We start from the raw sequence: 12912 nt of genomic DNA, 5'->3' as shown, positions 1-12912 counted from the left end.
CGTTATGCCTTAAAATCAAACCATTTCTGATCAGAACCGCTCGATTCCACCACAGTTTCAATGAACGTCATACCTCTAACACCATCCTCAACTCTTGGGAAGTCGAGCATCGCTTCAGTGGGCTCCGTTCCATGTATTTTAGCTGATACAGTTAACGCAAAATTCCGGTATATATTGGCAAAAGCTTCCAGATAACCTTCCGGGTGGCCGCCAGGTACACGTGTGTTATGTTTTGCTGCGTCCGACAAATATGCCTGTCCGGCACGATACACCTGTGCAGGCTCGTTGAGCCATTTCACCATCAGCGTATTTGGTTCCATCTGATGCCATTCAAGGCCTCCTTTTTCACCGTAAACTTTTATTTTCAAAGCATTTTCTTCACCTGCCGCCACCTGCGAGGCGATCAGTACACCGTTTGCACCGTTGTTAAACTTCAGCAGCACGTTTCCGTCGTCATCAAGTCCCCGACCCGGAACCACAATGTTCAGGTCAGCACAAACCTTAGTGATCTGTAAGCCTGAAATATATTCGGCCAGCTGCGCCGCGTGAGTACCAATATCACCCATACAACCGCTCTTTCCACTTTTCTTCGGATCCGTTCTCCAGGCAGCCCCCGCATTACCTTCACGTTCGGTCAGGGTGCTCAGCCATCCCTGCGGGTACTCCACCATAACCTTCCTGATGGCGCCGAGTTTCCCTTCTTTAACCATTTGCCTGGCTTGCTTCACCATAGGGTAGCCAGAGTAAGTATGCGTAAGGCACAAGATAAGACCTGTTTCTTCCACCTTATTCTGCAATTGCCTTGCTTCATCCAGCGAAAGCGCAATCGGCTTTTCAATCACCACATTAAAACCATGATCAAGAGCCATCATCGCAGGAGCAAAATGCGCAAAGTTGGGTGTAACGATCGTCACAAAATCGATCTTCTGATCAGCAGGCAGTTTGCTCTCCTTCTCAATCATCTCTTCGAAATTCATGTAAATCCTGTCTTCAGGAAGGAACAGCATTTCGCCCGACTCTTTCGCGATCTCCGGATTGATGCTAAGCGCACCGCAGCAGAATTCGATTTGTCCGTCCATGTTTGCAGCAATGCGGTGTACTGCGCCGATAAACGCATCTTTACCACCGCCAACCATGCCCATTCTAATTTTTCTAGTCTTCATGTATGTCGTAAGTATAACTTTTGTGTGTCAGGAGCTTTTGCTAAAGCTTTTAAGCATCTGTTTTTTTGCGGTAATATTAGGCAAAAAAACCTTAGTTAGTGTCTTTGATACACAATTAAGGTAAATATATAATGTTTTTGTTACTAAATCAATTCAACCAACATTGGCGTATTACCCGCATGCCAATATTTTATTTACTTTTGCCCAAATCGAGACAAGCTAATGGAAAAAATAATCGTACTAGGTTCCAACGGACAGATCGGAACCGAGCTGGTAATGGCATTGCGTAAAATCTACGGAGAACAAAATGTTGTTGCCTGTGATATAAGGAGGCCGGATTATGACATCAAAAATTCCGGACCTTTTGAGTTTGTAAACGTACTGGAAAGAGACACCTTACACCTCCTCTTCAAAAAGTATAAACCCACGCAGGTATACCTGCTGGCCGCGCTGCTCTCAGCAACCGGCGAACAAAACCCTAAGCTGGCATGGGACTTAAATATGAACGGCCTGCTTCACATTCTTGAGCTTGCCATAGAATACAAAACAGCCAAAGTGTACTGGCCCAGTTCTATCGCTGTATTCGGGCCAACTTCACCTAAAGACAACACACCACAATACTGCGTTATGGATCCAAACACCGTGTACGGGATCAGTAAACTGGCAGGTGAACGCTGGTGCGAATACTACAATCAGAAATTTGGCCTCGATGTCCGGAGCATTCGCTACCCCGGACTCATCAGTTGGAAAGCAGCCCCCGGTGGCGGTACAACAGATTACGCCATCCATATTTTTCATGATGCGCTGAAAAAGGGGGGGTACGCCTCATTCCTTAATGCCGAAACTGAACTGCCTATGATGTATATGGACGATGCCATTAGAGGAACCATTGAACTGATGGATGCAGAAGCCAGTAAAATCAGTATCCGGTCAAGCTATAATTTCACGGGCGTCAGTTTCACACCGGAAACGCTGGCTGCCGAAATCAGGAAACACATTCCGCAATTTCAGCTAACTTACACCGAAAATGATCCGCGTCAGCAGATTGCCAACAGCTGGCCAAAGTCTATAGACGATAGCTATGCGGCGGCCGACTGGGGTTGGAAACCACAGTTCGACCTGGCGGCTATGACCACAGAGATGTTAAAGAATTTAAAGAAATAAAGTACAATGGGAAGAGCATTTGAGTTTAGAAAAGAAAGAAAATTTAAACGCTGGGCCAAAATGGCCGTGCAGTTCACGCGTATAGGTAAAGACATCGTTATCGCGGTAAAAGAGGGTGGACCTCACCCCGAAACCAACTCCCGGCTGCGTACGGCCATACAGAACGCTAAGGCAGTAAACATGCCCAAGGATCGGGTAGATGCCGCAATCAAAAGGGCGTCCGACAAGAGCATGGCCAACTACGAAGAGATTGTTTATGAAGGCTATGCGCCGCACGGTGTTGCCATACTTATTGAAACTGCGACCGACAATACCAACCGTACCGTAGCCAATGTGCGGAGCTATTTCAATAAAACAAACGGAACACTAGGTAAGACCGGATCACTCGATTTCGTCTTCAGCCGCAAGTCTGTATTCCGTTTCGTACCCTCAGACAATATCGATCTGGAAGAGCTGGAATTCGAGTTAATTGATGCCGGCTTGGAAGAACTATATGTAGAGGCCGACGAAGAAGGAAACGACATTGCAGTAGCACAAGGATCATTCGAAAGTTTCGGCTCGCTGCAAAAGGCCCTTGAAGAAAAAGGCGTAGAAGTAAAAAGCGCCAAGCTGGAACGAATCGCATTATCACATCACGAGGTCACCGAAGAACAGGCAGCCGATGTATTTAAGCTTATCGACAAGCTTGAGGAGGACGATGACGTTCAGGCCGTATACCATAACATGGCCGAGTAGCCAACAGCCTAACAGGCAAAAACACCTTATTTTTTGTTTGAAAACAACCATGGCAACAGCTCGGGTTCTGCAAATGCGGAATCCCAGCTGTTATGATTATCGTTCGGATATAAAGTAATCTTCGGTTCCACACCCAGCACCCTCAACTGATCCGCAATTGCAGTAGAAAGAGCCACAGGTACCACATCATCCTTCTCCCCATGAAATATCCATAACGGTGTATGATTGTATTTTCGAACATTCGCCACATTGTCGCCTCCGCATATCGCAAAAGCCGCTGCAAAAGTCTTACGCTTTCTTCTTAGTAATTCATACGTGCCCATTCCGCCCATCGATAAGCCGCCTACATACACTTGATCCCGGTTTACGTAAGGCTTATCGAGCAAATTGTCAATCATGCCAAGCAGCGCCCGCATTGATTTTGTTGGCTTGCCACCCGTCTTAAAAATACGCTGCCTTTTGCCTTTAGCATCTGTACTGAAATCTGCGTTTGCCCAAAAGCTGTCACTACTGCATTGCGGAAATACCACAATCGCCGGAAATTCCTTTCTCACTTTATCCTGCAGGAAAAGTTTCCCGCCATGCGTCAGCTGCTTCTGATTATCGCTGCCCCGTTCTCCCGAGCCGTGAAGGAAAAACACGATAGGATATTGCTTTTGTGCATCAAACTGCTCTGGAAAGAGAATACGATACTGAATGGTGTCTTTGCGTTTCACAAAGCTGTCGCGGTCGTACTTATTAAAATCCTGTGCCTTCGCGGCAAAACCAGTCAAAGCTATCACGAGCGCTGTCAATAATTTAGATCTTATCATACAACTAATATAAAAAGAACAGCAATCAGTTTAAAGCACGAAATTGAAGTCAGCCTGCAGGTTGTCTTTCGAACTGCTGCCAATGAATACCTTAAACGCACCCGGCTCTGCAGCAAACTTCAGATCTTTATTATAAAACTTCAGATCTTCTTCGGTAATACGGAAGCTGACTTGCTTAGACTCGCCCGGTTTCAGACTGATCTTCTGAAAACCTTTCAGCTCCTTAACCGGCCGGGTCGAACTGCCCACCATATCCCGGAGATACAGCTGCACCACTTCCTTGCCTTCCCTGGCACCGGTGTTCTTGACTGTTACGCTGGCGGTTAGTGCGCCACCCCGTTTAAAAGATTTCCCATTCAGCACGAGGTCACTGTACGCAAAACTTGTATAACTTAACCCATAGCCAAAAGGATACAGAGGCTCATTGGTCACATCCAGATAGTTCGATCTGAACTTAGAAAACCAGCCACCTTCAGGCAGTGGTCTGCCCGTATTCTTATGGCTGTAATAAAGCGGTATTTGTCCTACGTTCTGAGGGAAGGTTGCGGTCAGTTTGCCCGAAGGATTGACATCGCCAAACAGCACATCTGCGACCGCATGTCCCGTCTCCGTACCTCCAAACCATACATTAAGGATGGCAGGCACATGCTTTTGCTCCCAGCTCAGCGTAAGTGGTCTTCCGGCAAAGAGCACCAGCACCACCGGTTTGCCAGTCTTCAGTAAAGCTTCCAGCAGGCGTTTCTGCGTATCGGGTATATCCAGGTTCGTCCTGCTCGAAGATTCACCGCTCATCTCAGAACTCTCTCCAAGGGCGGCAACGATCACATCAGCTTTTTTCGCTACTGAAAGCGCATCATTTATAATCTCCTGTTCCGGGCGCTCATCCCTTGCGATGTCCCTTCCAAACATGGTCGCACGTTTCTGATACTCCGCATCAGATAACAGATTGGCGCCCATGCTGTGCAATATCTTCACCTGATCGCCCAAAACATCCTGCATACCCTGCAGCAGCGATTTGGTATTGGCCAGATCACTGTTTACACTCCATGTACCCGGCATGTTCGCACCTGTGTTGGCCAGCGGGCCAATCAAAGCGATCGTACCGCTTTTTTTCAAAGGCAGCAGCTGGTTATCGTTTTTCAACAATACAAAAGATTCCGCAGCCACCTCGCGGGCAAATCTCAGATGTTCAGGTTTCAATATCTCTGTTTTTGCACGCTCTTCATTACAATAACGGAAAGGGTCATCAAACAACCCAAGCTTATATTTAGCCTCCAGTACCAGTCTGCATGCATTGTCTATCTGCTGCCTGGTCACCTTTCCTTCGTTGAGCGACTTCTTCAAGGTGGTCAGAAATCCTTCTCCAACCATATCCATTTCTACACCGGCTTTCAATGAAAGGGCAGATACCGTTTGCAAATCACCCAGTCCGTGTTCAATCAACTCATTCACTGCCGTATAATCCGTTACCACAAAACCTTTAAAGCCCCATTGTTTTCTCAGCACGTCTGTCATCAGCCATTTGTTGGCCGTAGCAGGCACACCATTGATATCGTTGAACGATGTCATCACACTGCCCGCACCCGCGTTGATGGCTGCCCTGTACGGCGGAAGATACTCGTTATACATCCGGTCCAGACTCATGTCCGTCACATTATAATCGCGGCCCGCTTCGGCAGCTCCGTATAGTGCAAAATGCTTCACGCAGGCCATCATCGTATTATACTTTGCAAGGTCATCGCCCTGATATCCGCGCACCATAGCCTTCGCGATCTGCGAACCCAGGTAGGTGTCTTCGCCCGAGCCTTCAGAGATGCGTCCCCAGCGCGGGTCTCTCGATATGTCTACCATTGGTGAGAACGTCCAGTTCAGGCCATCGGCCGTAGCCTCCACTGCGGCAATGCGTGCTGTTTCCTGAATCATAGGTAAATTCCATGTGCAGGACAGTGCAAGCGGAATAGGAAAGGTTGTTTTATAACCGTGGATCACATCCTGACCGAAAATGATCGGGATCTTCATCCGGGTCTGCGTTACCGCAATTTCCTGTACCCGGCGTATACGCGCCGGTGTCGTCATACTGAACATGCCGCCCACCTGACCTTTTCTAATCTTTTCTTCCACCCCCGTACTCACAACCGAACCTGTGGTAGCCTCACCGCCAGTAAGCAGGTTTAGCTGACCAATCTTTTCATCTATAGTCATTTTAGACATCAGGCCGCTTATGAATGCGTTCATCTTAGCATCAGCGGCAGATGGCTTTTTCATCTGGGCCGTGCTGGTCAGGCCGGCCAAAAGCAAAATCGGAAGGTACAGGCGTGTATTTTTCATAGCTGCGATTATTTCTTTTTCAAATAAGGCGTAATTTCTTTAATCCAAATATCATATCCGGCCTGCTGCATATGAAGCATGTCCGACTTAAAAAGTTCAGGCCGCAGGTTGCCCGCCTTGTCTTTCATCGCAGGGTTAATATCCACATACTTAGCATTTTTCTGTTTCTTCAGATAAGCCCTGATCATTTCATTTCCCTTGATCATCTCGTCGGCAAACTTAGTACGCGAAGGACTAAGCTTCATCGAAACATACAGGACATGCGCCTTAGGCAAGCCCGTACGCAGATTCTCATAAAATGTCACAAACCTCTTATAGGTCTCTTCGCCCGTAGCGCCCTCTGCAATATCGTTCTCACCGCTGTAAATCACCACCTGCCGGGGTTTATATTTAAGTACAAGATCGTCTATATACATATTGGCCTGCTGAAGCGTTGAACCTCCGAAGCCCCGGTTGATGGCCTGATAATCTTTATAAACCGACCCCAGATCTGTCCACATCCGGAGCGAAGAACTTCCAACGAACACGATCCCGTTAGGCGCGGGCATCGACACACTGTCTGATTTCCGGAACTGCTGGATTTCATTCCAAAAGGGTCGGTTTTGGGCAAAAAGCCCGGTGGTAAACAGCACAAACAGCGCTGCCAGTTTTAGTTTCATATGCATATTCAAAATTTAGATACCCAATATATCAATTATTTCAGCGCCGGACTCGTAAAGCCAAGTTTCCTTAATCCGCCCTGCACGTCCGGGTGACTCATGAAAAGCTTCCACAGCAGCCCCGTCCGGTAATTTTCTATCATCACAATGATCGGTCCCTGGTCTATAGCCAGGTGTGATTTTGCATACCAGTTATGATGCTCGCTGAACGCATCCACAAAACCGTATTCAGTCCAGAGCTTATCGCCCAGATCAAAATAGAAATGCTTCAGCGCCTGCATAGAATACTCCGGCGTGTAGGGGAAGGCAGACAATGCCGCCGTAGGCGTGATCACCCCATGATCTTCAGTAGGGGAGTGCGCAGCATAACCCTGCCAGCTGTCGCTGGCCGTCAATCCCCAACTGTTGGCCCCATAGCCCTTATACTTCTTCGGATTTTCCAGTACGTACGCACGGTTTATCAGTGTATGGTTTCTGTTCTGCTCCCAATAGTCGGCATACCTGTCCTTGAGCCCGCGTGGATCCAATCCCAGAAACGAGTAATGAGAAAAGAACAGCGGTCCGCCGTAATCAAACCCAAGCGGCAGCTTATGTCCATAAAACTCCCGGCCATTCTTAAAGAAATTACTCTGCGCCCAGCCGTTATGATACACCGAAGCAGGGACCGGATAACGCGTAGAAGAAGCCGCAAGCACATAGGTAATCAATGCTTCATTGAAGCCCCTTAGCGGGAAATTCATCGCCCAGCCGTTATTCGGACTCCAGTGCCAGTACAAAACGTCCTGGCCCTCGCGGGTAAACCAGTCCCATTCAATATCGTTCCACAAGGAATTGATACGGCCGCGAAGTTCATTTTCTGCAGGCGTATTGGCATTAAAGTACCGCTGAGCCGTAAGCAGGCCCTGGAACAGGAAAGAACTCTCCACCAGATCCGCCCCATCATCCTTACGGCTGAACGGGATCGTCTTTCCGGTGGCCCCATCCAGCCAATGCGCAAACACACCGTGATACGCATCCGCCTTGCCCAGAAACTTTACCATCTTCAGCAAAAACCGCGCGGCCGTATCCCGGGCAATCCATTGCCGTTCGGTAGCCACAACAACAGCCATCACCCCAAAGCCCGTCCCGCCGGTAGTTACCACCTCATGTCCGTAACTGAACGACTTATTGCTACGCTCGCGCGCCATATTGCTCACCGGATGCGCAAAATCCCAGAAGTACCTGAACGTCTGCCGCTGAACCAAGTCAAGCAGTTGTTCGTCCGTCAGGTTTTTATCGATTTTTATCGAAACGGGGATCTTACCTGACTGCTTTTGCTGGGCAATTGCCGCCGTCAGTAAAAATAGTAACGGTAACAGAGGTATTGTTTTTAAGTATTTGCTCACGTTTAAATCTTGCTGAACTGCTAATTTAGAATATTAATACGCCAGATCTAATTATTATAATAAGGATTTTGTGTTAATACGCCTTTACTTAAGTCAATTTGTGTTTGAGGTATTGGTAGTAATCCGTCGCGGTCCTCATCAAATGCAGTTTTTCCTGCCGCATGCAGTACTTCCTCAGCGATACCCCATCTTACTATATCAAAAAAACGCTCATGCTCCATCGCCAGCTCGATTCTCCGTTCATGGCGGATCGCTTCCCGAGCTACAGTTTGATCAGTAGTAACAATATCGGGCAGGATTCCGGGATTAGAGCCTCGGGCCCGCCGTCTGACAGAATTGAGGGCCTCAACCGCATTGGCGATATTTTGCTGTCCTCCCACCTCATTGGCCGCCTCAGCATACATCAGAACTATATCGGCATATCTGAGGATGCGCACGTTCATCCACCACCCGCCGCGGTTTCGGTAAAGCGACCGGTAGGACGGGTTGGTGTAAACCTTGTTGTTATATCTTGGATTGGGTAACCCCGCAGGAAAACGTTCACCATATAAGCTAACGCCAGGTTCACCGTTCACCACTGTGTAGAGGATGGTGCGATTTCTCCGCGGATCGTTTGGCTCATACGCGGCTTCCAACTGCTCACTAGGTGTATTCCATCCCCACCCCATATTGAAATCCCCGGTTCCCCTGACACCCTGTATGTTGGCATATTGAACGCCGTTGTCAGTGGGTACCGTGGCACTTGATGTTGCCTGAACTTCAAATACGGATTCTCTGCTGTTTTCACCTGCTTCACTGAAAATCCTCTCGTACGGTGTACTAAGGTCGTATTGACCTGAATTCATGACTAGGCTGGCGGCACTCATTGCTGCGCTCCATTTTTGCTGTGTCAGGTATACTTTTGCCAGCATTCCATTCGCCGCTCCACTTGTAATGCGTCCGATGAAGCGGGGTTCCCAGCTTGGTGGCAGGTTGGATGCGGCGAATCTAAGGTCTTCCTCAATAAAAGCATACACCTGTGCCGACTCGCTTTGTGGCACGTTAGTCTGCGAAACATCCAGCACTTTTTCGATAATCGGGACCCTTCCAAAAAGGCGAACCAGCATAAAATAACCATATCCTCTTATAAATCTGACTTCCGCTTCCGATCTATCTTTCACCGCATCGGGAGCTTCAATATCCGCGTTGTTCCTGATCTGATCAATGGCCGTATTGCACCGGTTAATCAAGGTATAATATGCCGTCCACAAAGAATTGGCCCGGCCACTTGTTGGAAGTACAGGAAAGTTGTCCATGTTGATAACATCCGCTCCGCCATCCGAAGGTGTACTTCCTTTATCAGCATCATCGCTGCGGATGCTGGTGGCAACGATGAATGCGTCGGCATGCACATTGTAATCTCTCAGGAAATTATAAGCACTGAAAACAAAGGTATCATAGGGCCCCGCGCCGCCAGGATATGGATAGTCCTCTTCCGTATATTCACCCTGTTTCTGCGTGTCCAAAAATTTCCTGCAACCTGCCATCGAGAAGCAACTAAAGATAACAATCACCAGGGAAATGTATCTGTATATATTGTTTATGGTTTTCATGATATTTGCTATTAACAGATTCTTTAAAAGTTTACGTTTAACCCGAGTGAGTATATCGCTGGAACCGGATATACCCCGTTATCAGCACCACCTGCAGTAATATTGCCGATTTGGGCCTCAGGCGAATATCCGCTAACCTTGGTCCACGTTGCCAGGTTTTGAGCACTTACAAAAATCCTCGCATTCTGAATGCCTATTTTTGAAAAGGTATTCTTATCGAAAGTGTAGCCCAACTGAACAGTCCTAAGGCGGAAGTAATCGCCAGGCTCCAGAAAATAGGTGCTGAATAAATAGTTGTTACCTCGAGTGTTATCTAGAATTGGTTCGGTGTTGCTTGTGCCGGGACCGGTCCACGCGTTCAGCCGGTTGCTCTCATAGTTTAGTACGGCAAACTGTGCGGTTCTTCGCTGTGTGTAAATATGATTTCCAGCTACGCCCTGCCCTTCAATAAGGGCATCAAAACCCCTGTAACCAAAAGATAAGTTTAGACCAAAGCTATATGGAGGGAATGGGGTTCCAAGATATACTCGGTCGGCCGTGGTTATTGTTCCGTCACCGTTCGTATCTTCATAAGCGATGTCACCAGGCCTCGAGTTTGACAGAGCAGGTCTCTGAGCGATATCCTCGGCCGACTGGTATATCCCGGCTTGTCGGTAACCAAAGAAGTACCCTATCGACCGCCCGCTTTCCGTAACATTGATGCCGCCGTTTCCTAAAATTTGGAAATTAGTGGCATTTCCGAGGGAATTAACAATGTTCTTATTATAACTGAAGTTACCTGAAACGCCATAGGTAATATTCTCGCCAATAGCATCATTCCAACCCATGTTCACTTCAATACCCTTATTTGTTATCTTGCCCAAATTGGTGAAGTAAGAAGGCAAGCCCCCGGGAAGTGGGAAAGTCGTTAAAATACCATTAGTGGTTTTGTTGTACAGGTTCAGTTCTGTATTAAACCTTGAGTCCAGCGCCCGTATGTCGAGGCCCAGATCAATTCCTTGTACAATTTCAAAATGCAGATTAGGGTCAGGGGTATAAGCAGGCTGTACCGCACCATAAACGTTATCTCCAAACACAGCAGTCGATGATACAGACAACCCGGCCTGATAAAGATTGTTACCACTTATATTTGAATTGCCAAGCCTGCCCCAGGCTCCGCGAATCTTCATGAACTCAATGCCGCTTATAGCAGTCTTAAAGAAGTCTTCCTCGCTGAGTACCCAGCCTAGTCCTACACTTCCAAATGTACCCCACCTATTTTCCGGAGCGAACTTAGAGCTGCCGTCCCTTCTTATGGTTGCGTTTAAAAGGTACTTGTTTTGGAAGCTATAGCTCAATCTGGCAAAGGCACCGGCGTTAGATTCCGCAGCGCCACTGCCGCCGTTGGAGAGCACATTATTTAAATTTACCACACCCAGGTACCAATAATTGGGGTTGTTAGGTACATTCAATGTGGTGTCTGTTCTTGATGCATTTAATAGTGTTTGCGATGTTGACACAGTGGTAAATCCTATTACACCCGTTAAACGATGCCCGTTTTCAAAGTCTTTGTCATACGTTAATGTGTGATCTTGTTGATATCGGCGAAACTCATCAGCGGATTGTCGAACGCTAGTGTTGACCGTTTCGTCAAAAGTTACCTGATTGGGATTGCCGTTCTCGCCAACATTAATAAAAGAGAAAGGCAGGGGCGAATATCCCCGGACGTTATTAAAGCCCAAGTCGGTATAAACAGTGGATCGCCAGGTAAAATTATCCAGGAATTTGATCTCTCCGAAAAGACTCCCTGTAAAACGGTATCCTCTTTCTATTGAAGTTCTGTTATTCCGGTCAAGCGCAGCAACAGGGTTTCCCACTTGAGCGCGTTGAAACGAGGGCATCGCATAATACAAATCTCCTTCTCTGACCGGAACAACCGGAGCGGCCCAAATTGCGTTGTTTAACAGGGCATTTGATGAGGGATTTCTGTTCCAATGGAAACCGGTAAGATTTGCCCCCAGTTTGATGCCATTGGTAACGTTTATTTCTTCGTTTATTCGGGCAATGTACTTCTTGAAATTATTGTACTTTACGACGCCCTCCTGATTATTATAGCCAAGACTTATGAGTGTACTACTCTTTTCACCTCCGTTCGAGATGGTAAGTGTATTCGTTGTCGTAGCTGCGCTCCGAAGAATCAAGTCCTGCCAGTTTGTATTACCCGTATAATTTGAGAAGTCGAAAGGCGCAGCATTCAGGTTTGCCAGCTGAGTGTTATACAAGCGCTGGAACTCCTGGGCATTTGCAACGCCAATTCTTTTCGAGACATGTTGTAAACCAACCTGGCTTTGTAAATTAACGGTAGTCTTTCCCCTTGCAGCTTTTCTTGTAGTCACGGCAATTACCCCATTGGCGCCTCGCAATCCGTATATAGCGATGGAGGATGGGTCGCGTAATAAATCTATGCTTTCTATGTCGCCCGGATTAAGGTAGTCGATGTTATCCTGGATAATGCCGTCAACCACATATATAGGGTTTGCACTGTTTGTACTGTTTACACCTCTAATACGAACTGTAGGTGTTTCACCTGCACTCCCGGAGTTGACGACCGTGAGCCCCGCCACACGGCCTTGAAGAGATGATATCGGGTTAGTGGCTGGTCTGTTAGCCAGTTCATCTCCGCTCACCGTCGAAATAGACCCCGTCACGTCGCGCCTTCTCTGCGTACCGTAACCCACAACCACCACGGCCTCCAGGTCCTGGGCCGATTCGGCCAGTGTGATATTGATCGTTGTCCGGTTGCCCACAGCCACTTCCTGCGTGGTAAAACCGATGTAAGTAAAAACGAGCGTTGCGTCTGCAGGTGCGTTAATACTGTATGCACCCGATGAACTTGTCGTAGTTCCGATCTGTGTTCCCTTTACCAATACGCCCACACCGGGTAGCGGACTCTTATCGGCCGCATCAATCACCGTACCGGTAATGGTGATGTTCTGCGCTGAGGCAGTTCCGGCAAACAAAAGTAAAAGGAATACAAAAACAGAAAGCTTAGTAGGGATTCTTTTCATGCTGTTTAAGTTAGTTTTAGTGAAAAA

The 12912-nt window shown here is 47.6% G+C and carries 9 protein-coding genes; 2 read left to right on the top strand and 7 right to left on the bottom strand.

Features of this window, described 5'->3' with window-relative positions; translation table 11 throughout:
- Positions 1-2 precede the first annotated feature (2 nt).
- Positions 3-1163 (bottom strand): Gfo/Idh/MocA family protein, encoded by a 1161-nt coding sequence (locus J3P40_RS00245; RefSeq protein WP_256001842.1) that lies wholly within the window; start codon positions 1161-1163, stop codon positions 3-5.
- Positions 1164-1385: 222 nt separating this feature from the next.
- Between J3P40_RS00245 and J3P40_RS00240 the strand changes: the two genes are divergently transcribed.
- Positions 1386-2327, top strand: a complete 942-nt coding sequence (locus J3P40_RS00240; RefSeq protein ID WP_256001841.1) for an NAD-dependent epimerase/dehydratase family protein — start codon at positions 1386-1388, stop codon at positions 2325-2327.
- Positions 2328-2333: 6 nt separating this feature from the next.
- A complete protein-coding gene (locus J3P40_RS00235; RefSeq protein ID WP_256001840.1) occupies positions 2334-3062 on the top strand; it encodes a YebC/PmpR family DNA-binding transcriptional regulator in 729 nt (242 codons plus the stop codon).
- 26 nt (positions 3063-3088) lie between these two features.
- Here the strand turns inward: J3P40_RS00235 and J3P40_RS00230 are convergent, their stop codons facing one another.
- From J3P40_RS00230 to J3P40_RS00205, 6 genes are read right to left on the bottom strand one after another with little or no spacing between them, the layout of a single operon-like run.
- Positions 3089-3874 (bottom strand): carboxylesterase family protein, encoded by a 786-nt coding sequence (locus J3P40_RS00230; RefSeq protein ID WP_256001839.1) that lies wholly within the window; start codon positions 3872-3874, stop codon positions 3089-3091.
- A 30-nt stretch (positions 3875-3904) separates the two neighbouring features.
- Positions 3905-6202, bottom strand: a complete 2298-nt coding sequence (gene bglX, locus J3P40_RS00225; protein ID WP_256001838.1) for a beta-glucosidase BglX — start codon at positions 6200-6202, stop codon at positions 3905-3907.
- Between the two features lie 8 nt (positions 6203-6210).
- Positions 6211-6861 (bottom strand): GDSL-type esterase/lipase family protein, encoded by a 651-nt coding sequence (locus J3P40_RS00220; protein WP_256001837.1) that lies wholly within the window; start codon positions 6859-6861, stop codon positions 6211-6213.
- A 35-nt stretch (positions 6862-6896) separates the two neighbouring features.
- Positions 6897-8246, bottom strand: coding sequence for a glucoamylase family protein (locus J3P40_RS00215; protein ID WP_256001836.1), 1350 nt, complete (start codon positions 8244-8246; stop codon positions 6897-6899).
- Positions 8247-8293: 47 nt separating this feature from the next.
- The gene (locus tag J3P40_RS00210) at positions 8294-9838 is read right to left on the bottom strand and encodes a RagB/SusD family nutrient uptake outer membrane protein (protein ID WP_256001835.1); all 1545 of its coding nucleotides are present in this window, start codon (positions 9836-9838) and stop codon (positions 8294-8296) included.
- Positions 9839-9861: 23 nt separating this feature from the next.
- Positions 9862-12885: a SusC/RagA family TonB-linked outer membrane protein gene (locus J3P40_RS00205; RefSeq protein ID WP_256001834.1), complete on the bottom strand. Its 3024-nt coding sequence runs from the start codon at positions 12883-12885 to the stop codon at positions 9862-9864.
- Positions 12886-12912 lie beyond the last annotated feature (27 nt).

The organism is Pedobacter deserti, from assembly GCF_024436415.1.
In the GTDB taxonomy this organism is placed as follows: Bacteria; Bacteroidota; Bacteroidia; order Sphingobacteriales; family Sphingobacteriaceae; genus Pedobacter; species Pedobacter faecalis.
The sequence above is the reverse complement of the archived record's forward strand: the minus strand, read 5'-3'. Positions and strand labels throughout refer to the sequence as shown.